Origin of the sequence: Pseudophaeobacter sp. A-200-2 (assembly GCF_041008815.1) — a bacterium.
In the GTDB taxonomy this organism is placed as follows: domain Bacteria; phylum Pseudomonadota; class Alphaproteobacteria; order Rhodobacterales; family Rhodobacteraceae; genus Phycobacter; species Phycobacter gallaeciensis_A.
The window spans coordinates 87,189-111,747 of sequence record NZ_JAXGFU010000004.1; the positions used below are offsets into that span (position 1 = coordinate 87,189).

Consider the following 24,559-nt stretch of genomic DNA (forward strand, 5'->3'; position numbering starts at 1 on the left):
GAAAACACTCGATCAAAAGGCCGCGCTCATGCTCTATTCCCTGCTCGATCTTGCCCCGGTTCCGGAAGGCTCTGCCATCCCGCAGGCGCTAAAGAACAGCACCGAACTGGCGCAAAAGGCCGAAAGCCTTGGCTATCACCGCTACTGGCTGGCCGAGCATCACAACATGCCCGGCATCGCCAGCGCCGCGACTGCCGTTCTGATCGGTCATATCGCCAGCCAGACCAGCACCATGCGGATCGGCGCGGGCGGCATCATGCTGCCCAACCATGCGCCCTATATGGTGGCAGAGGCCTTCGGCACGCTCGCCTCCCTTTATGGTGACCGGATTGACCTGGGGCTGGGCCGGGCGCCCGGCACCGACATGCAGACCGCCCGCGCCCTGCGCCGGGGCATGGGCGCCGCTGCCAGTGGCGACAGTTTTCCGCAGGATGTGATCGATCTGATCGGCTTCATGGCGCCCGAGGACCCGCAGGCGCCGGTGCGCGCCTTCCCGGGCCAGGGTACCAATGTGCCGGTCTGGATCCTCGGCTCCAGCCTTTATGGCGCGCAGCTCGCTGCGCATCTGGGCCTTCCCTATGCCTTTGCCTCCCATTTCGCGCCGCAGGCGCTGGAGGAGGCGCTGGAGGTCTACCGGCACGCCTTCCAGCCTTCGGCCTTCCTGGACAAGCCGCACGCGATGATGGCGATCAACGTCTTTGCCGCCGACAGTGACGCCGAAGGCATCCGGCTGCGCTCCACCATGCAGCAGGCCTTTGCCCGGCTGCGGCTGGGTCGTCCGGGCAAGCTGCCCGCCCCGGTGGATGACATCAATGCGCACCTGGAGCCGCATGTGCTGGCAGGTGTGAACGAGGCACTGCGCATCACCGCCGTGGGCAGCCCAGAGAGTGTGCGCAGCCAGCTATCGGAGATCATTGGACGTTATCAGCCCGATGAGGTGATCCTGACCGGGCAGATCCACGATCATCAGGCCCGGATGCAGTCGTTCGAGATCGCCGCAGAAATCCTGAAAGAGATCTAGCTTCAGCCCGCCAGCGCCTTGGCAAGCCGTGGCAGGCGTGCCTTTTTCAGCAAGGGGCGCATCTGCCAGCCGCCGCCGGACAGGCGGTTGGCCTCATCCAGAACGGCCTCGCCGACCGATTGAATCCCGGCCTGTTCCTTGAGCCACAGATCATAAAGCAACTCATCCGGGCCGATGCGTTTCAACCCTTCCTCGGACAGGGTGTGGCGCGGAAAATCCTTGGCGTTCATGGTGACGATGCCATCGGCATGCCCCGCAATGGCGGCGGCCAGCACGTGCACATCCGCCGCATCCGGCAGCCACAGCCGCGCCTCCACTCCCGGTGCGGGCGCCACAAGTGCACCGGGCCAGTTCGCCTGTAACAGCGCAACTTCGGACGCGGCCTGCGCCGCCCCTTCGGGGCCAAGTTTCAGCGCCGCGCGGCGCCATTCCTCCAGGATACGCTCGGACCAGAGCGGCGCATAAAGCCCCAGCCGCGCCGCGCCCAGCAGCATTTCACGCATCACCGTGGGATAGAGAACGCAGGTATCAAGAAGCAGTTTCACGAGGCGTCAATCCAACCGGAAAAACACGGCCTTGAGGTAACCGCTTTCGGCCAGCTGCGGCATCTGCGGATGGTCCGGCCCGGCGTATCCGGTGTGGATGAGCTGCCCCCGCCGCCCGGCCTTACCGATCCCGCGCGCCGAGGCGTTGCGGAAGCGAGTCAGATCCGCCGCGTGCGAACAGGAACAAAGCCCCAGATACCCGCCTGGCGCCACCAGCGGCGCGGCCAGTTTGGCCACCCGTTCATAGGCACGCAGACCGGCCTCCAGCGCGTTCTTGGAGGGCGCAAAGGCGGGCGGATCGCAGATCACCACGTCAAATTGCGCGCCCTCACTGCCGAGTGCAGCCAGAACGTCAAAGGCATCGCCCTGCCGCGCGGTGAACCGGTCCTGCCAACCTGCGGCTGCAGCCCCCTGCTCCGCCAGATCCAGCGCCGCTGCCGATCCATCGACGCAGGTCGCCGACCCGGCGCCCGCCGCCAGCATGGCAAGACCAAAACCACCGACGTGGGAGAACACATCCAGCACGCGCGCGTCCGGTGCCACCAGCCGGGCAGCAAAGGCGTGGTTTTCGCGTTGATCGAAGAACAGGCCGGTTTTCTGCCCGCCAGTCAGATCCGCCATATAGGTCGCGCCATTCATCTGAACCGGAACCGGAGCATCCGGCGTCTCGCCCCGCAGGGTGGCGTTGACATCGTCCAGCCCCTCCAGCCCGCGGGTGCGGCCGGAGGCATTCTTCAGGATCACCTCTGCGCCGGTGACGGTTGCCAGTGCGGAGGTCAGCGCCTCCAGATGCGTTTCGGCCCAGGCCGCATTGGGCTGCACAACGCAAGCATCTCCGAACCGATCGATGACGATGCCAGGCAGCCCGTCCGCCTCGGCATGGACCAGTCGATAGAAGGGCGCATCATATAGCTGCGCGCGCATTTCCTGCGCCCGCGACAGGCGCGCCTCGAACCAGGCCTGATCAATCTGCGCCTCGGGATTGCGGTCCAGCATCCGGCCGATGATCTTGCTGTCGGGATTGACCGAGACCAGCCCCAGCGGCCGCATCGCCTCATCCTCAAGCACTGCCAATGTGCCCGGCGCCAGTTTCCGGGTGCGCCGGTCGGTGACCAGTTCATTGGCATAAACCCAGGGAAACCCATGCCGGATCGCACGGGCATTGGCCTTGGGCTTCAGTTTTACGCGGGGGCGCTGCGGCGCGGAGGCTGTGTCTGTCATGCCCCCTCATAGCCGCAAGGCAGATAGAGGGGAAGAGGCCGCAGCGCGCCAGTCGGTAATAGCGCGCGGTGCCGAACGCCTAGCGATCCCGACTGCGCCAGCCGCCGCGCCGACGCGGCTTCACGACCTCGGCCAGCCCCTCACGCAGAACGATGACCATCGGGTGGTCCGGCTTTCCGTCCTCATATTTGGCAAGCAGGCGCTGCATCGCATCGCGGTTATCAATCCCTCCGGGCAGGCTCAGCGCCCAGTCCAGAAAGATACTGCGGCACTGCGACATGTCGATCCCGTCGATCCGGAAGGATTCCCGGATCAGCCCCTTGGGGTCCATCTGGTCCTGCTCACTCATCTGCGCCATTTGCACCTTCCCGATCAAGCGCCCCGTCGATCATCGCACGACAGGCCGCATAGCTGTCTTCCAAGTCCCGCTCCAAACCCTGCAGCGTTTCAAATCCGGTGCTGCGGCACAGGAACTGCGCGCCGCCCTCACCGATTGCTGCGGTATCCAGCGCCTTGGCCGACAACAGCCGCGCTGCGGTCTGCACCGACCAGAATAGGCGATAGGCCTGCGCCAGTCTGGTACCTTCTGCGGCATCCAGCCAGCCACATGCGACGGCGCCGTCCAGACCAGTCGCCACATCCCGCGCCCCCGAACCAGAGAGCAGCGCGCCAGCCTGCGCGACGAGTTCGATATCCATCATCCTGCCCGGCCCCGTCTTGGCATCCCAGACCCCCACCGGGGCCTTGGCCGCCGCGATACGGGCGCGCATGTTGGCCACCTCGGTAAGGATCTGCAGCCGCTCACGCGGGCCGCTCAGCACCGCGCTACGCAGGTCTTCGATATCGGCGATCAGATCCGCAGGCCCGGCGATGCTGCGCGCCCGTGTCAGCGCCAGATGTTCCCAAACCCAGGCCTCGTTCTGCTGGTAGTTGGTAAAACTGGCGAGACTGGTCGCCACCGGCCCCTGATTGCCCGAGGGGCGCAGACGCATGTCGACCTCATAAAGACGCCCCTGCGCCATCGGTGCGGTCAGCGCGGTGATCAGTGCCTGCGTCAGCCGGGCAAAATAGGGGCGCGTCGCCAGCGGTCGCTTGCCTTCGGATCCTTCATCCGATTGCGGATCGTAGATCACGATCACATCAAGGTCGGACTGCGCATTGATGCGCCCGGCCCCGAGCGAGCCCATCGCCACCACCGCTGCGCCGCGCCCGGGCGCGGCCCCGTGTTTTTCGGCAAACTGCGCCTCGACGCAGGGCACCAATGCGGCAATCACCGCCTCGGCCAGTTCGGCGTATTGCACGCCCGCAGCCTCGGCATCGATCAGGCCACGCAGGTGGTGCACCCCGATACGGAAATGCCATTCCTTGCACCAGCGCCGGGTGGTGTCCAGCTGGGTTTCATAATCCCCTTCGGCCGCCAGCAGCGCCTCCAGATCCTGCCGCAGCGTCGCACCGCCCGGCCAGGGATCGAAAAAGGAGCCGCCGATCACTGCGTCGAACACGCCTGCATTGCGCGACAGGAAGGCCGCCAGCTCGCCAGAGGTGCCGACGATATCCACCAGCAAATCCAGCAGCTGCGGATTGGCCTCGAACAGGGAAAACAGCTGCACCCCGGCGGGCAGACCAGCGAGGAAGCCATCCAGTGCCAAAAGCGCCTCAGCCGGTTTTGCGGTACGCGCCAGCCGCGCCAGAAGATCCGGTTTCAGCCGGTCAAAGATCTGCGCCCCCCGGGCCGAGCGCAGCGCCGGATAGGTGGGCCAGCGGGCAATCACCGATTCATCCAGCCCTTCGGGCAGCGCAGGCGCCGCCGCCGGTTTTGCGTCCGGCGCAAAGAAGCCTTCAGTCAGGGTATGGACCTCGGTCAGCCGGTCACGGATTTCCGACTGAAGCTCAGCCGGATCCCGCCCCATCAGGCAGGCGACGCGGGCGATGCCATCCTCGGATTGAGGCATACGGTGGGTCTGCGCGTCATGTACCATCTGAATGCGATGCTCGACCTCGCGGTGGAACCGGTAGTGATCGGTCAGGGTTGCAGCGACATCGGCGCGGATCCAGTCCCGCGCCGCCAGCGCCGCCAGCCCTTCGACCGTGCCACGCAGGCGCAGGCTTTCATCGCGTCCGCCCGCGATCAGTTGCCGGGTCTGGGTGAAGAACTCGATCTCGCGGATACCGCCACGTCCCAGTTTCATGTCATGGCCCGGCACGGTGATCACACCGCCAGTGCCCTTGTTTTCACGGATCCTGAGCCGCATGTCGTGGGCGTCCTGGATGGCCGCGAAATCCAGATGGCGGCGCCAGATAAAGGGCCGCAATGCCGCAAGGAACCGCTCGCCCGCGGCAATGTCCCCGGCGCAGGCGCGCGCCTTGATATAGGCGGCACGTTCCCAGGTGCGCCCGAGGCTCTCATAATAGCGCTCCGCCGCCTCCATCGCCATGGCGACCGGCGTCACTGAGGGATCCGGGCGCAGGCGCAGATCGGTACGGAAGACATAACCATCCCCGGTCTTGTCACTGAGCAACGCGCACATATTGCGAGTGGCCCGCACCATGCCCTGACGCGCCTCATAGAAATCATCCGGGTCGAACCGGGTTTCGTCGAAGAGGCAGATCATATCGATGTCAGAACTGTAGTTCAGCTCATGCGCGCCCATCTTGCCCATCGCGAGGATGGTCAACCCGCCTGCGGTTTCCACATCTGCCTCAGTCATTCCCGGCAGTTTCTTGCGCCGGATCAGCGCCGCAATTTCCGACTTGATCGCCACATCAGCGCAAAGCGCACCGAAATCGGTCAGCGCGCCAGTCACCCGTTCCAGCGGCCAGACACCGCCCAGATCGCAAAGCGCCGTCAGCAGGGCCACACGCCGCTTGGCCTGACGCAGCCCCGGTTTCAGCTGATCGGGCGCCATGGCGCGGCAGTCGGCAAACACGGCCTCCAGCGCCGTCTCGGGATCTGCCAGGGCTTCGGGCAGCCAGGCTGCTTCCCGCGTGATCAGACCTTTCAGATAGGGGCTGGAGCCGCCGGTCCCGGCCAGAAGCTCAGCCACTTCGGCCGAAGCCGAAGGCACCAGAGCACGGGTTTCTGCACCCAGTTCGGAATCAAAGGGGCGCGGCAGGCGGGTGATGTCAAAGGCAGCATTCATATCGGGACTCTGTGCTGCCGTGAAACCGGCGTCAATGCGCCTTTTGGCGGCGCCTGCCCACCCTCTCCCCGGCCCGCTGAACCAGGTCATAAGGGCGCGGTAATCTGGTGCCAACGACAAGGCGGAGCAGCAAACCACGCAGAGGTCTGGAATACCCCCATAACCACCCAGGGTTGTATCACGTTATAGTGAGGTGTGGCTGTGCTCCTCTCCCTTGCCCGAATGTGCCAGTAATTCAGTATCCCGTTGTCAGGAACCAGAGCCAAATGCCCACCTTTGGGGCCTTCCCAAAGGGTTTGGCTTTCGGATGTAGCGAGTATCGTACCGAGTAGCCGTCGTTCAAACCGGACCATCGATGAGCATGGCCGCGCCGGTGGAATGGGCGGGCAGCGCGCAAGAAAAGCCTATCTCTTTTGCAACGCCCATTGACCAGGCTGGTCGCCCCCATCGTGGCGTAAAAGTCCAAGAAACACCCCCAGCTCCGAACACGGACAGACCGGGCCGATAGCGCGACAGTACCATCCTCTGGTTCTCTCTCAGGCCGTGTCGCGTGACCGCCATAAGGACAGCTCGAATAAAATCGTAACTAGTCTTTACGGAAACTTACCGATTGGCGCTTTGGTGCCCCATTCGTGCCGCGTTCTTCACCTTAACTGTCGCTGTCGGTCAGATTGGAAACGCAACTGATGACGTGGTCGGCTCCTCCGCCGGTCTCGACATGAATGGTCGCCTTGAACACGCGACGAACCAACAGCAGCCGCGCCTTTGGCGTGGGTCGGAGACACTTTTTTGATGAGTACAGCAGAAAAACTGACAAGGCCCGGGTACCTCAGCAAATCCATCGGCCTGATGTCCACCGCCGCCAGAGCTGCCGGTGTCGATCTTGGCGCCGCCATGAAGAAAGGTGACATCACCGCAGTGGATTATGCCACCATGGTGCATCGCTGCAATTCCTCCAACTGCGCCCGGCAATGCGAACACTGGCGCAACGCAGAACCCGATGCGACCGCTGCGCCCTCCTTCTGCGCCAACCTGGAAATCCTTGAGCGGCTGAAACCCTAATCCCGACACCTCTGCCCGCAGCCTTGTGGCAGCCGAACTGCGGCGCGGCCCACAAGAGCCCTTGTCCTGCCTCTCTGCAGACCTGCAGACCTGCAGACTGAACACCTGAGACTGCCCGGGGCGGCTTCCCTGGATTGTCCCCCCGCTCGGCCAGGGTGAGATGCGGGGCATAGCGGTATGATTTCTGGGGGAGAATACGGCGCCCCAACGGCGTGCCATGCGGGCCCCTGATGAACCGCTCTGGCACTGTCTGCACCGCCATTAACCAAATATTGGCCTGTTTGAGGGCATGATCCTGCTCATTCGAGTTTTTAACCATCAGCACCACCTGACAAATATCATCAGAGAAGCCACGCCGATGAAAATCAAACACCTTGCCGCCCGTATCGCCCTTACTTTTGCCGCCAGCGCTGCCATGTCTGCCGATCTGCAGCCCGGCGATCCCATTTCCGCAAAGATCTTCCTGCAGTTGCACAGCATCGAAAAACTGGCCGGTGAGGTCGTGCCGCTGGTGTCGGCGCCGGGCCGGGACTTTCGGGTTATCGATGGCGATTCGCTGGCTATGGGCGATCTGAACATCCGCCTCGTCGATATTGATGCGCCGCTCGCGGTGCAGCGCTGCAACACGCCGGACGGGTCCTATTGGGATTGCGCCGCCCAGGCGCGCCAACGGGTGCGCTCCATTGTGAACGAAGCTGAGCGGGTGGAATGCTTTAGCACCGATCAGGATCACTATGGCCGACACTTGGCCACCTGCGATGCCGATGGGGTCGACGTCGGGGCTCTGCTGGTCGAAGAAGGACTGGCCTGGGCGCATGAAAATGACGGCCGCTATGTCCCGCAGGCCTCGATCGCGCAGGCCAATGCGCGCGGCATCTGGCAGGCCGAAACCGCTCCGCCCTGGAACTGGGACGCCGAACAGGACTGACCGTTCTCACCACGTATGCAGACCAGACCGGGGGCCAGCGCATTTTTTTGCCGGGCGCCCCTGGCCTTACCTTTGCACAGCCCCCTTATTGACGCCTGCGGACGCCACCTGCAGTCGCGCCACCCGGTCTGTGCGGAGTTTTCGCATTCAGCACGGGATGACGAATTCTGGTTGCGCCCGAACATAAAACTGCCTGGTCTTCAGCCGCGCAGCCTCCCATACAGCCCATTTTCCCACCTTGCCCGCATCGGGATTCGACCTTGCAACGCGCTCCTCTTGTTGTGGATGTTTCTTTCTGCAACAGTAAAGCCGTGTTCCCTTTCGACTGGTGCCAGTGAAGCTAACCGAAACAGAAACCGAGCTGATCTTTTCGATCATGCGAGACCTCAGTGGTGCCTTTGACCATTGCGAGGTCCGTCGCCGTGTCGGCCAAAAGATGCTGGATCTTCTCAAGGCGGATTATTTCGCCTCTTACGTCTGGGATGATGCCGAGCAGAGGTTCGTGTCCTGCGTTCAGATCAACATGAGCGACGACAACCTACGCCGCTACGAAAGCTATTTTCAGTTCAACGACCCGATCACACCAACCCTGCAAAAGCGCAAGAAGGCGACACCGGTCAGCGAAGTGATGCGCCACGACCGGCTGGTCAAGACCGAGTTCTACAACGATTTCCTGAAGCAAGATGGCCTGTGCTACGGTATGGATTTCTTTGCCTATGACCGGGGCGACAACATCGGCGACCTGCGGATCTGGCGCGGCGCAAACCGCGAGGATTTCACGCCACGGGATGCCCGGATCGTAGATGCCGTCGGGCCCAGCCTTGTTAACGCGCTGGTCCGCGCGCGCAGTTCCACGCAGCAAACGCCCTCTCTCCGCTTTGCACATATCGCCGATGATCTGGGTCTGACGGTGCGCGAGGCCGAGGTTGCCGATCTCTTGATCACCGGCCTCAGCGATGATGAACTCTGCGCAAAGCTGGGCTTTTCCAAGCCGACCCTGCGCTCCCACATCGCCTCCATCTTCCGAAAATCCGGGCTGAACCGGCGTACCCAGCTGGCACCTTTCTTGGCCGAGAAAAATCATCATTTGTGATGATAGGAATGTAATCCTGCCGAAACCTATCCTGTTCCCCAACCATCAGGGAGACAGGAATGACGCTGGATTTGGAACGTTTGGACGCCGTTGCAACGGTCGCTGCGCTCAAGGAAGGATCGGTTTCACCGGCGGCCTATGCCGAAGCCTTGGCAGAGCGGGCCGCGAAACACGCCGATCTGAATGCGCTGCAAAGTTTCGATGCCGGGCAGGTTGTCCAGGCGGCGGCCGCAGCCTTTGAAGCCCACCCGGAGGCCGCGCTGGCCGGGCTGCCCATCGTGGCCAAGGACAATATCAACACAACGGCCTATCCGACCTCCGGCGGTACCAAGGCGCTATTAAGGCATACTCCGGCCACCGATGCCGGTGTTGTGCAGCGCATCACCAAGGCCGGCGGCTTCATCGGCGCCAAGGCGGGGATGCACGAGCTCGCCTTCGGGATCACTTCGAACAATGCGGTCACCGGCGCGGTGCACAATCCGGCGGATCCCGGCCTGATCGCCGGCGGCTCCTCCGGCGGCACCGCTGCCGCTGTTTCAGCCGGGATCTTCCCGGCGGGTCTCGGCACGGATACGGGCGGCTCCTGCCGCATTCCTGCAGCACTGTGCGGAGTGATTGGTTTCCGCCCGACCACCGGGCGCTATGACAGCGACGGCGTCGTGCCGATCTCCCACACCCGCGACACCGTCGGCACCCTGGCCCGCAGCACCCGCGACATAGCCCTCTTCGATGGTGTCCTATCCGGCGATGATGCCGCGCTCGCGGAGCTTGCGATGACCGATGTCACGCTGGGCGTGCCCCGGAACATGTTCTATGACAACCTCGATCCGGTGGTTGCCGCAGCGGTCGAGGCGCAGCTTTCGGTGCTGTCGGCGGCGGGAGCTAAGCTTGTCGACGTCGATTTCGATGGCATCTGGCCACACAACGAAGCCTTCAGCTTCCCGGTCGTTTTCTACGAGGTCATGCGTGACCTTCCTGCCTATCTGGCCGAACACGCGCCAGAGGTTTCCTTTGAAACACTCATCAAGGGCATCGGATCCCCTGATGTGGCAGGCGCCATCGGCAGTCAGCTGGGGGACGAGGCGATGCCGGAAGCCGCCTACCGGGCTGCGATGGATGTGCACCGCCCAGCGATGCGGCAGATCTACGGCAAGGTCTTCGAAGACAACGGATTGGACGCGATTGTCTTCCCGACTACGCCCCTGCCCGCACGGCCCATCGGTGAGGACGAAACCGTTACATTGAACGGTGACCAATGCCCCACCTTCCCCACCTACATCCGCAATACCGACCTTGGATCGAATATCGGCGCCCCAGGCATCTCGCTTCCGTGCCCCGTTTCCTCGGGCCTTCCGGTCGGCATCGAGTTTGACGGCCTGCCCGGTAAGGACCGTGCGCTGCTCGCTTTGGCGCGGGCCGCAGAAAAATCAATGGCGCGATAGACGCCGACATCCACACAGGGAGAATAAAAATGCTGAAAGCAACAACCAAACTTTTTGCCAGCGCTGCGGTGACGCTAGCCCTTGGGACAGTCTCTGCCGCCGCCGATATCAAGGTGGGAGTGCTGGTGCCGGATTCTGGCCCGGCAGGCCTGTTTGGCCCTTCCACCCGCAACTCGTCCACATTGGCGGCCGAGCAGATCAACGCGGCCGGTGGCATCAACGGCGAGGCAATCGAACTGGTCTTCGCCGATGTCGGCGTGCCCCCGGCCGAGGCTGCACAGGCCGCCTTGCGCCTGTGGAAGGGCGAAGGCGCGCAAGCCTTTGTCGGCATGCATGATTCCGCAGTACGCGAAGCACTGATCGGGCGTTTCAACGGGCAAGTTCCCTATGTCTACACCCCTGTATACGAAGGCAACTCCTGCGCGCCCGGCCTATATGTCACCGGCGAAACCCCCAGCCAGCAGCTGGCACCGGTGATCCCATATCTGGCAGAAAACGAAGGCGCGTCGAAATGGTATCTGATCGGCCATGATTACAACTGGCCGCGCGACACAAATGCGCTCGCGAAGAACTATATCGCCGATGCAGGCGGTGAAGTGGTGGGCGAGGAATACGTGCCTTTCACGGTTTCTGAATTCGACTCCTCGCTGCAACGCATCAAGGAAAGCGGCGCCGACGCCATTCTGATCACGTTGGTCGGGGGCGGGTCCGTCGGCTTCAACGTCAGCTTTGCGGGGTTTGGTCTGGATGAGCAGGCCCTCCGCCTTGGTACATTGATCGAGGAAAATACCCTTGCAGGCATCGGCGCAGAGAACGCGGACCGGCTTTTCTCTTCTTCGGGATACTTTGCCTCCATCGAAGCGGACGCTGCGGTTTCCTTTGCGGCGGATTACACGGCAGCCTTCGGGGCGGATGCACCGGCTCTGAATGGCCTTGGTCAGTCCGCTTATGAAGGGCTGATGCTGCTGGCCGCGCTCGCGAACAAGGCGGGCAGCCTTGACGTTGCCGCGATGGATGCCGCCGCCGAAGGTACCACATGGAGCACGCCCCGCGGTGAAAACACACTGACCGGACGCCATATGGCGCAGACGATCTATCTTGCCGATGGCAGTGGCGGCACCTTCGACATCGTTGCCTCCTTCGACAAGGTGGCCTCCTCCGAAGCCTGCGCGGACTGAGCCTGCGCCCATGTCCTCCGTTCTTGTCCTCAACCTTGCTTGGCAGATCAGCACCCTGGCGCTGGTCGCCCTGGGGCTGGCCATCGTGTTTGGCAAGCTTCAGATCATGAATATGGCACATGGGGAATTCGTGATGATCGGGGCCTATGCCCCGGTCATCACCTCCTCGCTGGGTCTGCCTGCATGGCTGCAGGTTCCGGTTTGCCTGCTGACCGTTGCCTTCGTGGCCTTCGTGCTTGAGCGCACCATCATCCGTCACCTCTATGGCCGGATGTTCGACAGCCTGCTGGCCACCTGGGGCATCGCCATCCTGCTCCGCGAAGCGGTGGAGCTGATCTTTGGACGGGGCTATCAATCAGTCACCCCGCCCATCAGCGGCACGATAAGCGTTCTGGGCGCCGATTACCCTGCCTATCGCATTGCCGTCATCCTTGGCATCCTCGCAGGCTTCGCGGCATTGTTCTGGTGGAATGCCCGGTCCAAGGTTGCCACCCGGATCAAGGCGATGGTCGGCAATCCGGACCTGGCCGAGGCTGTGGGCATCAATACCGCCCGGCTGTCGGCTGGCGCTTTTATCTTCGGCTGCTGCACCGCCGGGCTGGCCGGGTTGATCCTGGCGCCCACCATCCGGATCGAGCCGATGATGGGGCTCGATTACCTGATCCGCTCGTTCTTTGCCCTTGTGGTCGGCGGTCTTGGCTCCCTCGAAGGGCTGGGCATCGGCGCGGGTATTATCGCGGGAACGCAATCCGTCCTCGGGGCCGTTGCCAATCAGACCTATGGCTATCTGGCTGTTCTCTCTCTTTCCATTCTCTTTCTCTGGCTGAAACCTGATGGTATCCGTTCTTCTTCCCGTTAGCCTGCTTCTGGCAGTGCTTCTCCTGATCCCCGAGGTGTTCGGCGACTTCACGGCCTACCAGATCGGGCTGTACTTGATCTATGGCATTGCAGCTCAAGGCATCGGCTACCTCTGGGGCAAGACCGGGGTGCTGCCGCTGGGGCAGGCACTGTTCTTCGGATTTGCCGCCTATGTCACGGCCGACACCCTGCGCGCCGGAAACGGACTCGGCATCGACCTCCTCCTGGCCGTCACCGTATTGGCTGCCATCGCCGTGTTTGCTTTCCTTCTGGCCACGCTGATCTTTCGCGGTCGGAAGGAAAGCGGTCCATACTTTTCACTGATCACACTGGCCTTGGTGATGATCGCCGAACAGATCGCCGGAACCGCCACGCCGCTCACCGGCGGCTTCAACGGGATGAGTGGGTTTCCCAGCCTCGGCAATCTCGATCCCTTCGGAAGATTTTACTACGTCATCGTCGCAGCCACAGTGTTGGTCAGCCTGTTGCTGTTCATCCTGAACCGACTTCCGGTCAACCTGATCGCCAAGGCCGTGGCCGACAACGAACCGCGCCTCCAGCTGCTAGGATTTCCGACCCATGTCATCAAAGGCGCAGCCTTTGCTTTCTCTGCCGCCATTGCGGCCCTGGCCGGGGGGCTTTTTGCTTCGCATCAGGGGATCGTGACGCCCACCTCGATGGGGTTCGGCCTCTCCGCTGAAATGGTCATCCTGACCGCTGTGGGCGGCCGGTTTCACGTGCTTGGCCCGCTGGTCGGAGCCGTCATCGTCGGCTGGGCCTCAGCCGAGCTGCGCGACAGTTTGCCCTATTGGGAACTATTGATGGCCTTGGCTTTCATTCTAGTGGTGCTAAAGGCCCCCGGCGGCATCGCGGAGCTGCTGGAGGCCGCATACCGGCGCATCCGGCCCGCAACGCCCGGCAGGCGCGCGCCTTCCATCGCGGCTCCGCCAAGCAAACCGACCGACGCCTCCGGCGCGCTGCGATTTGACGATGTTCATCTGCAGATCGGTGTCGTCCGAATCCTGAACGGCGTGACCTTTGACACGCCCTCGACCGGCATCATCAGCGTCATCGGGCCAAATGGCGCGGGCAAGACCAGCACGCTCAACGCGATCACCGGCAACCTGCAGATCACCGGCGGCAGCATTGCATTGGGGTCGCGCAACATTCACGCGCGCCCTCCTTACAAGGCGCTGCGCAGCGGCATTGGCCGCAAGTTGCAGGTGCCCTCCGTGTTCTTTTCCATGAACGTTTCCGAAAACCTGGCGCTTGCCATGATGGCCAACCGGGCACGGCTGGTGGATCTGCTGCGCCCCGCGACCCTGCACTGGCGATCGGAATCGCTGACGGAGCTTTTAAAACGCCCCGCGGTGCCTCTGCAGGAAGATCTGGTCGCGCCGGTCGCACATCTGCCACAAGGCCACCGTCAGTTTCTGGAATACGCCATGACCATCGCATCTGAGCCTCGGGTATTGCTGCTGGACGAACCCTGTGCAGGGCTTTCCCCGGATGAAACGGCGCTGATGACCGAACTTGTGCGGACATATCAGGCACAAACCGGCGGTCTGGTCATCGTCATCGAACACGACATGAGCATCGTTCAGGCGATCTCGGACAAGGTTCTGGTCCTGCACCTGGGGCAGGTGCTCGCCTTTGACAGCTTCGACAAGGTGCGCAGCAATCCCGAGGTTCAGGCCGTCTATGCGGGAGGCACCAAATGATCTCGCTTCTGGAAATCGACAATCTGACCGGCGGCTACCGGGACACCCATGTTCTGTTCAACGTCTCGGCCCGGATCGAAGCAGGCAGCGTTCTAGGGGTCTTTGGCCGGAACGGTGTTGGCAAGACCACCCTTGCGCGGCTTGTGCAGGGCAGCCTGATTGCGGGGGCTGGTGATATCCGGCTGGAAGGGCATTCTGTCGCCTCACGTCCTTCGCATGCCCGGCGCAAACGCGGCATCGGTTACATGCCCCAGACATCGATGGTGTTCGACGATCTGACGGTCCGGGAAAACCTGACCCTCGGCAGCAACCGGGAGGGACCGGAGAGGTATTTCGACCGCTTCCCAAGGCTGGCAGAACGGCTGGACCAGCCCGCAGGCACCATGTCCGGCGGTGAGCGTAAAATCCTGGCCTTTGTCCGCGCTATGATCGAGGACACAAAGGTGATTGTCCTTGATGAACCCTCCGAGGGCGTTCAGCCGGAAAACATCGCCCATATGGCGGAGTGCCTGATGGACCGTGCGAAAGCCGGGGCCGGTATTCTGTTGTGCGAACAGAACCTCAGCTTTCTGACCGGTATTTCCGATTGGTATCTCGGCCTCGACGCCGGAACGGTGGTTCTGGACAAACCCGCAAACGAGGTCTCTATAGAGCGATTACGGTCGATATTAAGCCTATGACCGAGACTAAAATCGGCAGCTCCCTGCGGGCGCCATCACCCAAACGAGTGAATTCGAAAAGGAAGGAATGGTGGGTGATAAGAGATTTGTACAGCCTCACGGCAAAAACATCCATAAAACCCCTATTTCATTGACGAAATTATCGAAAAGTACAATGGTTTCCCAACCAAAAGTACAATGGAATCGTCACGATGCCGACCGCCAAACAGCAAGCTAAAGAACAAATCGAGTTCCCCAGATACATGGCGGCATACTCCCGCCAAAACCGGGTGGCATTCAAATATCTGCGCGACGTTCCAAAGGCCCTACAGCCACGTCTTGGGCGAAAGAGATGGGACCTGTCGCTAGGAAGCAAGTTCGATCAAGCAAAGATCAAGTGTGAGGCATATACCAAAGAACATGACCAACTGATTGCGCGACTTGGAAGCGACGATGGCGCGCGAGAACACGTATCGACGCGAAACAGCGGCACAGCCGCACTGGCGGCAGAACACATCCTCAATCAAAGACTGGAGCACCACTACGTCGCCTTTGATGGGGAAGCGCTCTCAATTTCCACAACCAAACCGCATGATGATGCCATTGTAATTGCCGGAGAAGCTGGCCCTGAGCAGGAACTCTGGCGGCAAACCGAGGCCGTTTTAAGCCGGTCGGGCCAGATGCCAACTGACATAGCAATTAAGACCCTATCTAATTTTGCCGCATACGCATTCGGCGACACCTCTCACCTCGCCAGCGAGATGTCTGACCCGATAGGAGCGAAATTGACCGAGTTGTTGCAGCCAGCTCGCCCGACAGCGATTGGCTCTGCCGCCGTTTACGACGCGCTGCATACAGCCCTGAACTCTCGCCTTGCGGAACTGGTTGGCCAATCAAAGGAAAGCGATGGATACCGTCTTTCCTCCCTCCGTGAGCGCTACTTCAAACTCAATAATTCAAGCGCTGCAACCATGCGGAGCTATCGCGGCAAAATCGACACGATGACCGACAAACTGGGCGACTTGCCGCTACACCAGTTCACGCCAGAAAAACTGCGCCTGTATCGCGATCACCTGCTTGAAGAAGGCCTAAAACCAGAGTCAGTGGCGCAATATTTCGCCCCCGTGAAAGCGATCATGCGTTGGGCAATTTCCGAAGAACTAGTCCCCGGTTTCGATGCAATGCCTACCGACAAGGTCAAGATGCCCCGCGCTGGGACGCACATTGAGGCCACGCGGTGGCAACGGTTCGATGACGGCGAAATCAAGCGTATTTGGGGGCTATTGCAGAAAGCTTGGGGACCCGATTCCCGTTACGATCCCGACCGGCAGGAAGCATTCAAATGGGCGTTTCGAGTTGCGCTCTACACTGCTGCCCGCCCCGTCGAAGTTTTCCGCATGAAGCCCGAAAGCGTGACACCTGACTCGATCTATATCACCGAAACGAAAACGGGCATTAGCCGCACTCTGCCTATGACAATGCACCTCACCGGCTTTCACGAGTTCATGCAGGCAGGCGGTTGGAAACTCGGCAAGACCAAGCCTGAGTCAGTCGCCGGCACCATGTCGGATTCGTTCACCAAAGCGATCAGACAGGCCGGATTCACCAATGACCGCCACGTCCTTTACAGTACGAAAGATACGCTTGTTGACCGCCTGCAGCGCGCGGGGCACTCCGATGACGTCATTCGCGGGATCACTGGACATGTCAGCGGACAGGGCCAGTTGCGAAACTACAAAACGCGGCTGAACGACACGCCGGAAGGGCTGGCGATGCTGCGAAAGGCGCTGGACGCAGTTGAGTATTGGTGACCCCTACCAAGAACCACTGAAGAACAGGCCCTCCGATCCGGCGGGCCTTTTTTCTTTTGAACGACCACGCAAAAAACGTGACCCGTTTTTTGCTCAGGTTTGGAGCGGACCTAGCTCTGTGGTAATATTGGGCCATCGGCTGGCATCGGGGATGCAGACCGACGCGCCGGGGGCGCTCTTTCTTCCATCGTTACCAATGAGGACCGCAGATGCTGACGACCCGTCAGGTCGGTGAAGCGCTGGGCATTTCATACCACGCTGCTCGCCGCCTTATGAATCATCCGTATCCCTTGCCGCACGTCTTGGCTCCTTCAAGCTCGAAGGGCGGAGGCAGGGAAAAGAAATACTCAATCAGCGCCGTGCTTCCACGCGTCAAGGACGCAGGCTTCGGTGACACTTTCTACATTCACGCACTTTTTGACAAGGGAAACTATCCATGGCCGCCCACGAACTGAACGCAATCGAAAATCTGGAGCGCGGCTTGACTAAGCCGCAGGCAGAAAAGCTGGAGAGCGTCCGGCAGAATATGGCCTTGTCGCTGGCACGCGAGTACGGAAACCGCCTTTCGTCTTTGATGGCAGAGAAGCTGGCGAAGGAAGTGATCTTGCGGCCTGAGGTGCTCGCGCACCTTGAGGGTGCAACCGTCGCTGAATTGCCCTCAGACGCCGCAGGTTGGGCGCAGTGGGCGCGTGACGCAGTTCGTGGATGCGAACTCTCCCAGCGCTCTCTGGCATCATCAGATGATGATCTGCGCGAACGGCTGACCCGTGAAGTTCTGGAAGAAATTCCGCGCGCCCGGAAGATGGCACTGGCGCGCGACGCTGGCAGGCTTGACGCCTATATCGCTGAACATGTGGCCCAGCGCTTTGAACGCGCAATTGCGCAGGGCTATGGGCACGGAAAGGACTGAAAACTCCGCCGTGCAAACTCCGGCGGGTCCTCTCCTTCCCGCCGGGGCACCAGACTTACCAGATACGGAAACTAAGATGGACGAGACCGACATGATTGATGATCTCGCCGACCTCCTGCGGAATGAAGCCAACAAGTCGCGTGGGCGCGGCTTGCGCATCTCACTGCCTTGGTTGGTGAATGTGTTGGACGGTGACGGCAAGCTCGCGCGTCATGTCCTGCGCCGCGCGGGGTTCTCTCCTGACCCCGCGACTTGGAGCACCGGACGTGGGGCCGCAGAGTTGGGAGATTTTTCCTATCCGCCCGTGCTTGCCAACAACCTGACGGACGTGCTGGACGACTTCGCACCGGTTTGAAGCACTAGAAGGTGTGCTAAATCCCCAAGTGACCCAACGTCATCTCGGGCGGATGATGTGACATTTTCCAAGAGTGTCATTTTGCGTGACACTCAGCGCTCCGGCACTTCTGCCCATCATCTCGGCACTTAGTGGCTACAAACTAAATTGGCGGATGTGCGATTTCCCGAAATGTCAGCTTCCGCGACAATCGAAGCCACATAAAACCACACAAAATCAAAATGTTACGCTTTACTACCACTCGAATTCCTACCAAGTTCGTCATATTCGAAATGATACGGAGAAATGAGAATGGCAGAAATTATCCCGCTGGGGAGCAGTGAGGCTGAAGAGTTCATGCTCCTGACGGAGTTGGTCTGTACCGGCGCTGAAATCAGTGAAGCATCGCAGGGTCCGCTGTCAGTGCCCATGGTCGAGGAACTGAAGGAGCTACAGACGCAGTTTGCGGCGCACGTGGCGGACGCCGAGAGGTACGTACGCGGAATAGCACCATGAAGAAGTACGACCGCGCCTGCCTGACGAAGTGACAGCAGGTAAGCCAAGCGCAATTTGACAAGCTCAGGATGAATTAGAACCGGTTTGCAATCTGTAAGGAAAGGGCCGCGTCAGCGGCCCAGTCAAAGACACACTGGGGCGGCAAGCTTGTCTTGTTCTATTGCCGCCCGACGCCCCACGAGATGGGGCCGCACGAACAGGTCTGAAGGAGAGAGTAAATGATAATCTGGCTGCACAAGGAGAAATACGAATGGAAGGAAACACGGCGAAGGTCTATGATCTGAGCGAGGAACTGTCCCGTGAACAGGCAAGCAACAAGCGTGCGCCGTGGAACACGGGCGAGACGTGGAACAACGCCTATATACACGGCGAAGCGTCCGAAGAATTCGACGCCCTTATGGGCTGTACCGCCCCCCTGATCGAAAAGGATTGGGGAAAGCGGTTCATGCCGACGCGAGGCTGGCGTCCGAAGGCAAAGACTTGGGGCGAATGGCTGGACGACTCCTTGACGTGGCACCGCGAAGACGACCGGAAGGACGGCGCGGGGTACGTATTCGGGGCGAGCGCCAACGGCGAGCGCAATGCGGACAACATGCGCGGCATGTTCGCCATTGGTCTGGACATTGAACCGGAACAGCCGCTTGCGGACGTCATTGACCGCTGCGAAACGTCCCGCCTCGCAATCGTCCTGTACACCTCGCACAATCACAACCGGACCACGGACAGCGCGCCCGTGGATACGATCTTGAAGCACGGGGACGGAGTGACCACGGAAACGGTTCGGGCGCACCTGCGCCACAAGGGGGCGTATTCCGAAGACTTCATTTCACAGTGCGAGCTGACCGACCCCCGCGCTGATATTGACGGGAAGATTCAGGCCGCGTGGTCCTGCCCGCCCTTGCAGAAGATGCGGGCTATCGCACTCTTCGAAGAACCGGTGGACATCACGACGCTGGACCCGAGTCCCAGGCGCGGGCAGGAAATCTGGGCGAACAAGGTCCGGGGGCTGGCCCAGATGCTGGGCGTACAGATTGACCCCGTTGCGGTGGACCCTTCGCGTATTCTGTATATTGCCAAGCACCGCCCCGGCGCGGACTGGTACTGCGCCGTTTTTCGGGGACGTCCGGTACAGTGGGAAGAAATCCCGGAGGTCGCAAAGGGCGCTGACAATCCGTTTTCGCAGGCAGGAAGTGGCAAGGGCAACTCTAACATCCCCGACGTAACCACCAGCACCGGAATCGACGTGGCTGCTTTGTATCGGCGCTATGGCAAGCGGTGGTTGCTGGTAGACATGCTGTCTGACTCCCACGTTGCCAAGAGCGAAGGCAGCGACCGTCTGCACGTCGAATGCCCGTTCTCCGATGAACACACCTCGGAAAGCGGCCCCACGTCCACCACCGTTTGGAATGCTGGCGAGACTGAACACGGTTTTGCCAAGGTGCTTTGCCAGCACTCGTGCAAGGAGAAGTACCCGCATACCGTGCACTACGTGGCCCGGTGGATCGAAGACGGCATGATTGACCCGGCTTGGCTGGAAGACCCGTCCTTCATGATCGGCGCGCCCGACGAACCGGGACCCTTCGAAGAACTGACCCCGGCGGAGCTGGAAGAGGAACGGGCGGAAGCGGCTGAACAGGCGCAGGACTTCGAAGCGCGCGCGGCTGAATTCACGATGGACGCCAACGAGTCCGACGTGGTGTCCTTCATTGCTGAAGCCCATGCCGCAGAGATCACCGACAAGGGCATCCGGGGGCGTATCAGCGCCACGCTCGCCAAGCAGACCATTCTGAGGCTGGATGACGTTCGGGGCATCTGGGATAGGCTGGACCGCAAGACGCAGGCCGAAGAGCGCAAGAAGATCGCGAAGTCCCGGCGTAACTCTGCCCCTGAGCCTTTCGTGCCGTTGGAAGAGGCCACCAGCGCCACAGTTGAACGTGCCGCGCAGAACGCAGCGTGGTTGCCTGATTTCGTGACCTACAAGGCCGGATGGTTCTATGCCCCGGACCTTGAAAAGCCTGACGCAGATTCCAAGCGCCTGTGCCGCGCTTTCGAGGTCCCGTTCGTCGCCTTCGGCGAAACTGAGGAAGGCCGCACGAATGAAATCACGATCCGGTATCGCCACCGCTCTGCACAGCGCGGGATCGTGGAGTCGGTCTATTCCATCGGGGACGCTTTCAGGGATTCCGGTAGCCTGATTTCCCGTCTCGCTGATGACGGCCTTGAAATCGACGCCATGGCAAAGGTTCCGGTGATGGTAGCCCTGTTGAAGGCGGTGCAGACCGACAATGAAGCCGTATTGGTGCAGAAGCCGGGGTGGTATGGCGACACCTATGTATCGCCCACGGGGAACGTGGTGAACGAAGGTGAGACCCGGTACATCCTTGATCCCAAGGCCCACATTAGCGGGAATACGCGGGGCACGCTGGAAGACCACCACTATTATGCGTCTACCGCCCTGACGGGCGTCAACGGCAAGTATTTCATGCCCGGTTATCTCTCTGGACTCGTGGGGATGGTGGTCGATTACATCGAAAATGATGTCTCTGTTATCCTTGCTCATGAAGGCGACGGCGGGCGCGGCAAGTCCTCGGCAGGCAAGGCTGGTGCGGCGCACCATGCGCCGCCGGATGCGACTGGTCTTTTCGACAAGGCAGACGCGACGCCTGCCTATGTCGAGACCAAGGCTGAACAGGCAAACGGTGCGGTGTACGTTCTGGACGAAGACGGCGCATCTAGGCTGGACGCAAACGAGAAGCAGCGGACGCTTATGCAGTGGGCGGAAGGTCAGGGACGCGGACGGGGCACGGCAGACGGCGGACGGCGGCGGACTAGGTCATGGCGTACCTGTTTCGTTACCTCTGCTGAGCGTGACATGTTGCGGGTGTTCGAGGCGGGGGGCGTTGATACTAAGACCGGCACCATTGCCCGGACGTTTTCCGTCAATTTCAGCAGCGCGGCGGAGCTTGCCCCGGACAGCGTTGAACTGGAGGCGATCAAGGTCTTGTCCGGCGATGACCGGGAACGGGCGATTTTTGGAGTGACCGCACCGGTGTTTGCCGAAGCGCTGGCGAAGCTGGGGCGGGACGAGGTGCGGAGCCGCGTTCGTCGCATCATGGATGAATGGTCCGACCTTGCGCCGGGGTCTTCTGCTCGCCGGGTGGTACGTGTCGCTGCTATCTTCACGGTGACTGGGGAAATCGCACAGGACGCGGGATTGTTTAGCAATGTTCCCGTACGCGAATACATGCGCGAGATTCTGGAAGACAACATGGACGCCCGCATGGGGCATCTGGACACCGACCGGCAGCAGGTGGAGGCGTTGCGTACCGCGCTCCGCCGGGGCATCCAGACGGGTGACGTAGTGACCATGCATGAAGAACGCGAGTTCAACCGGCAGGAAATTCTTGGATATTACGGGCACCTGTCAGAGAACGGACGGCCCGACGATACCGCCCACAACAAGATGCAGGACCCGGAAGCGGAAATGCTGGCGCGTACTTATATCATCCCGGTCAACCGGTTGGGCAAGCTTGGCATCACGACCGATATTAAGGCGCTCGCAGAACGGCTGCGCGGGGCGGGTGCTCTTGTGGAACGCAGGAAGGGTAACCGGATGCAGTGGTATCATGAATACGTACCCGGTGAAGGGCGTGAAAAGAACATCCGGGTTTCGGGCGAGTTCGTGCATGGATAGGGGGGACAGGGGGCGCGTTAGCGCCCTTTTGTCCATCTGGTGAGGCGGTCGACAAATGGATGGGCAAATAAAATGCACTTATTATCAATAAGTTGCGATCCATTTGTCCATTTGTCCGCGTTGTCCACCGATTTTTGGATGGACGGACACGGACGGAGACATACACCCTCGGCGACGCAATCAGGGGTATGTGTTAGGCAGGGCGAAAGGGACGTCATATATATTTTGGACAAATAGACAAATGGACAAATAGAGACAATAGGACCATAAAAATAAGGGGTTTGAAGGGGAAATTTATTTGTCCACCATTTGTCCACGCCGCCAAACGTGGACAAATGGCATTCGATTAGCAAAAAGCTGCTTACTCCCTCTTGATTATTCAACCTAGGGTTACCACAATATGTAGCATGTCCATGGTCCCCATGGCGTCCGACGTGAAGCTGGAGCTTTCCATGCGGATCGTGCGCCACGGAGACCGCGCCAAGGTGGCAGTTGCCGCTGAGGTGTCTGTCGTCGCGGCCATGCCGTGCGCAGTGGATGGGCTGAGCCTGACCGTTGGCTTTGAAGCTGTGAATGCTCCGTCTTCTGACGGCCTCCAAGCAGCAGATAAGCTTTCGAAGCGGCGGGCGTGGCCGGGGCGTAACGCGCTTGACATTGCTAAAAACCTGCTAAGGTGGAAGGTGACGAAATGTGTGAACTTGCCCTGAAAAACCGGCTCGCTTGAGCTGGCTCACCGGCGCGTGCGGAGTTTTGCTCGCGCTCGCCGTAGCGTCCATGGTCCCCATGGCGTCCGACGTGAAGCTGGAGCTTTCCATGCGGATCGTGCGCCACGGAGACCGCGCCAAGGTGGCAGTTGCCGCTGAGGTGTCTGTCGTCGCGGCCATGCCGTGCGCAGTGGATGGTGTACGTCAACGGTCGGGATTGTATGAGCGGAGGACCCGAGCGAAGAACATGACGAAGACGCTATTCGAAGAAGTCAGAAGCGAACAGAACATTTTTTCAGCGTGGAGGCACGTGAAACGTAGCGCTTTGCTATCGGGTAACGCGGAAATTCGAGGTAAAGCCTCGGAGTTCGAACACGCCCATCAGCGGCATCTTAGGCGAATTATCAAACACCTGCGTACTGGGAACCTCTCGTTTGATCCTGTTGAAGGCGTGTTGAAGGACAAGCGCAAGCGTCTCACAGCAGGAAAGGACCCGCGCCCCATCGCCATTGCCACGATTCAGAACCGAGTGGTTCAAAGGGCAATACTGCAAGTTCTGCAGCCACGAAAAGCACGCGACTTAAGAGACCCGAACACTCGCTTTGAGACGGAGCCCGACGATAGGTTGGGACGCATCAATGACGTCAACCGATCTAAGTATGGCGTGGGAGGTCTCATCTACCCTTACGGTGGGGTTCGCCCAGCAATCGAGACGGTTATGTCTGCGATGGACGCCGGTGCGAAATTTTACTTTCAATCCGATATTCGATCCTTCTTTACGGGCATTCCTCAAGACAAGGTCGTAGAATTCGTTAGAAGCGAGACCGGAGACGAAGAACTCTGTGTACTTTTTTCTAAGGCCCTTGAGGTGCACTTGGGGAATGAAGAGGAGTTGGTTGGCTACACTCACCTGTTCCCTAAAGACGGGATCGGCGTTGCCCAAGGATCTTCTCTTTCCGCCTTCGCAGGAAACGTCTTGCTGTATGAAATGGATCAGAAGCTGAACACCATGGGAGTAACGGCGGTAAGGTACATCGACGACATTCTCATGGTCGGTGCGGACTGGGAAACCATCGAAGCTGCCAAAGCTTACGCTGAGAAGACCCTAACAGACTTTGGTTTCGGCCTCTACACGCCCGCAGAGGGGTCAGACAAAGCGGCGCAGGGAGAGTGTAGCAAGGCCATTAACTTCTTAGGATGCACTATGCAACCAAAGCGATGCGCCCCGAGCGGACAGTCGGTAGCCAACTTGAAACACAGTATTAGAGAAACGCTTTCATCCTCGAAGTCTGCCATCAAGGATGCACTAGAAAAAGGCGGCACGTTGAACACTAAACATTCACAGAGTGCCACGCTGGATGCTATTGGGCGGAGGGTGTACGGGTGGCAAAAGTCATTCGCGTTCTGCAATCAACGCCAACCCTTCGTACATCTCGACAATTTCATTTCGAAAGAGGTGTCGGACTATCACGGATTCATCGTCCGCCGGGTTGGGAAAACTGACCCTAGAACCAAAGCCATGGTACTTGGCGTCCCGTCCACTGTGGCCATGTTTGATCTCCCGAAAGCGAACGGCAGCGAGTAGGCCCCAGCACTCAAGATGCTCTTCTTAAGGTGAGACTTCAAACTCCGAAGTTCCGTTCAGCGGCCACGCGCCGCAACGCCTGCAACTCTCAAAAAGTTGTAGGCATAGCTAACGCACGAATAATGCACCTAAAAAGA

General features: G+C 60.4%; 21 protein-coding genes. 16 read left to right on the forward strand and 5 right to left on the reverse strand.

All coding sequences use genetic code 11. The features are described from left to right. Positions 1–28: 28 nt before the first annotated feature. Positions 29–1,021: an LLM class flavin-dependent oxidoreductase gene (locus tag SM766_RS07675; protein ID WP_368947411.1), complete on the forward strand. Its 993-nt coding sequence runs from the start codon at positions 29–31 to the stop codon at positions 1,019–1,021. Positions 1,022–1,023: 2 nt separating this feature from the next. Here the strand turns inward: SM766_RS07675 and SM766_RS07680 are convergent, their stop codons facing one another. From SM766_RS07680 to glnE, 4 genes are all read right to left on the reverse strand, one after another. Continuing rightward, positions 1,024–1,566 (reverse strand): RSP_2648 family PIN domain-containing protein, encoded by a 543-nt coding sequence (locus tag SM766_RS07680; protein ID WP_368947412.1) that lies wholly within the window; start codon positions 1,564–1,566, stop codon positions 1,024–1,026. Positions 1,567–1,572: 6 nt separating this feature from the next. Further along, on the reverse strand, positions 1,573–2,787 hold the full coding sequence (locus SM766_RS07685; protein ID WP_368947413.1) for an RSP_2647 family RNA methyltransferase: 1,215 nt from the start codon (positions 2,785–2,787) through the stop codon (positions 1,573–1,575). 79 nt (positions 2,788–2,866) lie between these two features. Beyond that, positions 2,867–3,136 carry a hypothetical protein gene (locus SM766_RS07690; RefSeq protein ID WP_368947549.1) on the reverse strand — a complete coding sequence of 90 codons (270 nt, stop codon included), beginning with the start codon at positions 3,134–3,136 and terminating at the stop codon, positions 2,867–2,869. Further along, complete coding sequence (gene glnE / locus SM766_RS07695; protein ID WP_368947414.1) at positions 3,129–5,927, reverse strand: bifunctional [glutamate--ammonia ligase]-adenylyl-L-tyrosine phosphorylase/[glutamate--ammonia-ligase] adenylyltransferase; 2,799 nt, start codon at positions 5,925–5,927, stop codon at positions 3,129–3,131. Before glnE ends, SM766_RS07690 begins: the two co-directional genes overlap by 8 nt. Positions 5,928–6,719: 792 nt before the next feature. Between glnE and SM766_RS07700 the strand changes: the two genes are divergently transcribed. Beyond that, positions 6,720–6,989, forward strand: a complete 270-nt coding sequence (locus SM766_RS07700; protein ID WP_274828536.1) for a DUF6455 family protein — start codon at positions 6,720–6,722, stop codon at positions 6,987–6,989. Between the two features lie 358 nt (positions 6,990–7,347). Then, on the forward strand, positions 7,348–7,917 hold the full coding sequence (locus tag SM766_RS07705; RefSeq protein WP_065273219.1) for a thermonuclease family protein: 570 nt from the start codon (positions 7,348–7,350) through the stop codon (positions 7,915–7,917). Between the two features lie 147 nt (positions 7,918–8,064). Here the strand turns inward: SM766_RS07705 and SM766_RS07710 are convergent, their stop codons facing one another. Continuing rightward, complete coding sequence (locus SM766_RS07710; protein ID WP_368947415.1) at positions 8,065–8,295, reverse strand: hypothetical protein; 231 nt, start codon at positions 8,293–8,295, stop codon at positions 8,065–8,067. Between SM766_RS07710 and SM766_RS07715 the strand changes: the two genes are divergently transcribed. The 13 genes from SM766_RS07715 (at position 8,294) to SM766_RS07775 (ending at position 24,422) form a co-directional block, all read left to right on the forward strand. Then, entirely contained in the window at positions 8,294–9,010 is a 717-nt protein-coding gene (locus tag SM766_RS07715) for a helix-turn-helix transcriptional regulator (protein ID WP_065273806.1), read from the forward strand. The genes SM766_RS07710 and SM766_RS07715 overlap by 2 nt on opposite strands. A 59-nt stretch (positions 9,011–9,069) precedes the next feature. Beyond that, positions 9,070–10,452: an indoleacetamide hydrolase gene (iaaH, locus tag SM766_RS07720; RefSeq protein WP_368947416.1), complete on the forward strand. Its 1,383-nt coding sequence runs from the start codon at positions 9,070–9,072 to the stop codon at positions 10,450–10,452. 29 nt (positions 10,453–10,481) lie between these two features. Then, the gene (locus tag SM766_RS07725) at positions 10,482–11,630 is read left to right on the forward strand and encodes a substrate-binding domain-containing protein (RefSeq protein WP_368947417.1); all 1,149 of its coding nucleotides are present in this window, start codon (positions 10,482–10,484) and stop codon (positions 11,628–11,630) included. Between the two features lie 10 nt (positions 11,631–11,640). Beyond that, positions 11,641–12,489: a branched-chain amino acid ABC transporter permease gene (locus SM766_RS07730; RefSeq protein WP_368947418.1), complete on the forward strand. Its 849-nt coding sequence runs from the start codon at positions 11,641–11,643 to the stop codon at positions 12,487–12,489. Beyond that, positions 12,464–14,209 (forward strand): branched-chain amino acid ABC transporter ATP-binding protein/permease, encoded by a 1,746-nt coding sequence (locus tag SM766_RS07735; protein ID WP_368947419.1) that lies wholly within the window; start codon positions 12,464–12,466, stop codon positions 14,207–14,209. Before SM766_RS07730 ends, SM766_RS07735 begins: the two co-directional genes overlap by 26 nt. Beyond that, on the forward strand, positions 14,206–14,889 hold the full coding sequence (locus tag SM766_RS07740; protein WP_368947420.1) for an ATP-binding cassette domain-containing protein: 684 nt from the start codon (positions 14,206–14,208) through the stop codon (positions 14,887–14,889). The genes SM766_RS07735 and SM766_RS07740 overlap by 4 nt, the downstream gene beginning before the upstream one ends. 191 nt (positions 14,890–15,080) lie before the next feature. Beyond that, the gene (locus tag SM766_RS07745; RefSeq protein WP_368947421.1) at positions 15,081–16,679 is read left to right on the forward strand and encodes a site-specific integrase; all 1,599 of its coding nucleotides are present in this window, start codon (positions 15,081–15,083) and stop codon (positions 16,677–16,679) included. A gap of 209 nt (positions 16,680–16,888) precedes the next feature. Further along, entirely contained in the window at positions 16,889–17,134 is a 246-nt protein-coding gene (locus SM766_RS07750) for a hypothetical protein (RefSeq protein WP_274840624.1), read from the forward strand. Beyond that, on the forward strand, positions 17,116–17,589 hold the full coding sequence (locus SM766_RS07755; RefSeq protein ID WP_274840623.1) for a hypothetical protein: 474 nt from the start codon (positions 17,116–17,118) through the stop codon (positions 17,587–17,589). Before SM766_RS07750 ends, SM766_RS07755 begins: the two co-directional genes overlap by 19 nt. Positions 17,590–17,665: 76 nt before the next feature. Then, positions 17,666–17,944 carry a hypothetical protein gene (locus tag SM766_RS07760; protein ID WP_368947422.1) on the forward strand — a complete coding sequence of 93 codons (279 nt, stop codon included), beginning with the start codon at positions 17,666–17,668 and terminating at the stop codon, positions 17,942–17,944. 291 nt (positions 17,945–18,235) lie between these two features. Next, positions 18,236–18,439, forward strand: coding sequence for a hypothetical protein (locus SM766_RS07765; protein WP_368947423.1), 204 nt, complete (start codon positions 18,236–18,238; stop codon positions 18,437–18,439). Between the two features lie 250 nt (positions 18,440–18,689). After that, positions 18,690–22,133, forward strand: a complete 3,444-nt coding sequence (locus SM766_RS07770; RefSeq protein ID WP_368947424.1) for a DUF927 domain-containing protein — start codon at positions 18,690–18,692, stop codon at positions 22,131–22,133. An 813-nt stretch (positions 22,134–22,946) separates the two neighbouring features. Continuing rightward, positions 22,947–24,422, forward strand: a complete 1,476-nt coding sequence (locus tag SM766_RS07775) for a reverse transcriptase domain-containing protein (protein WP_368947425.1) — start codon at positions 22,947–22,949, stop codon at positions 24,420–24,422. Positions 24,423–24,559 lie beyond the last annotated feature (137 nt).

Excerpts from the sequence above, each read along its gene's own strand:
- SM766_RS07675 (WP_368947411.1), top strand. The coding sequence starts at position 29 with ATGCTCTATTCCCTGCTCGATCTTGCCCCGGTTCCGGAAGGCTCTGCC.
- SM766_RS07685 (WP_368947413.1), bottom strand. The coding sequence starts at position 2,787 with ATGACAGACACAGCCTCCGCGCCGCAGCGCCCCCGCGTAAAACTGAAG.
- SM766_RS07690 (WP_368947549.1), bottom strand. The coding sequence starts at position 3,136 with ATGAGTGAGCAGGACCAGATGGACCCCAAGGGGCTGATCCGGGAATCC.
- glnE (WP_368947414.1), bottom strand. The coding sequence starts at position 5,927 with ATGAATGCTGCCTTTGACATCACCCGCCTGCCGCGCCCCTTTGATTCC.
- SM766_RS07700 (WP_274828536.1), top strand. The coding sequence starts at position 6,720 with ATGAGTACAGCAGAAAAACTGACAAGGCCCGGGTACCTCAGCAAATCC.
- SM766_RS07705 (WP_065273219.1), top strand. The coding sequence starts at position 7,348 with ATGAAAATCAAACACCTTGCCGCCCGTATCGCCCTTACTTTTGCCGCC.
- SM766_RS07715 (WP_065273806.1), top strand. The coding sequence starts at position 8,294 with ATGCGAGACCTCAGTGGTGCCTTTGACCATTGCGAGGTCCGTCGCCGT.
- SM766_RS07710 (WP_368947415.1), bottom strand. The coding sequence starts at position 8,295 with ATGATCGAAAAGATCAGCTCGGTTTCTGTTTCGGTTAGCTTCACTGGC.
- iaaH (WP_368947416.1), top strand. The coding sequence starts at position 9,070 with ATGACGCTGGATTTGGAACGTTTGGACGCCGTTGCAACGGTCGCTGCG.
- SM766_RS07725 (WP_368947417.1), top strand. The coding sequence starts at position 10,482 with ATGCTGAAAGCAACAACCAAACTTTTTGCCAGCGCTGCGGTGACGCTA.
- SM766_RS07730 (WP_368947418.1), top strand. The coding sequence starts at position 11,641 with ATGTCCTCCGTTCTTGTCCTCAACCTTGCTTGGCAGATCAGCACCCTG.
- SM766_RS07735 (WP_368947419.1), top strand. The coding sequence starts at position 12,464 with ATGGTATCCGTTCTTCTTCCCGTTAGCCTGCTTCTGGCAGTGCTTCTC.
- SM766_RS07740 (WP_368947420.1), top strand. The coding sequence starts at position 14,206 with ATGATCTCGCTTCTGGAAATCGACAATCTGACCGGCGGCTACCGGGAC.
- SM766_RS07745 (WP_368947421.1), top strand. The coding sequence starts at position 15,081 with ATGCCGACCGCCAAACAGCAAGCTAAAGAACAAATCGAGTTCCCCAGA.
- SM766_RS07750 (WP_274840624.1), top strand. The coding sequence starts at position 16,889 with ATGCTGACGACCCGTCAGGTCGGTGAAGCGCTGGGCATTTCATACCAC.
- SM766_RS07755 (WP_274840623.1), top strand. The coding sequence starts at position 17,116 with ATGGCCGCCCACGAACTGAACGCAATCGAAAATCTGGAGCGCGGCTTG.
- SM766_RS07760 (WP_368947422.1), top strand. The coding sequence starts at position 17,666 with ATGGACGAGACCGACATGATTGATGATCTCGCCGACCTCCTGCGGAAT.
- SM766_RS07765 (WP_368947423.1), top strand. The coding sequence starts at position 18,236 with ATGGCAGAAATTATCCCGCTGGGGAGCAGTGAGGCTGAAGAGTTCATG.
- SM766_RS07770 (WP_368947424.1), top strand. The coding sequence starts at position 18,690 with ATGGAAGGAAACACGGCGAAGGTCTATGATCTGAGCGAGGAACTGTCC.
- SM766_RS07775 (WP_368947425.1), top strand. The coding sequence starts at position 22,947 with ATGCGGATCGTGCGCCACGGAGACCGCGCCAAGGTGGCAGTTGCCGCT.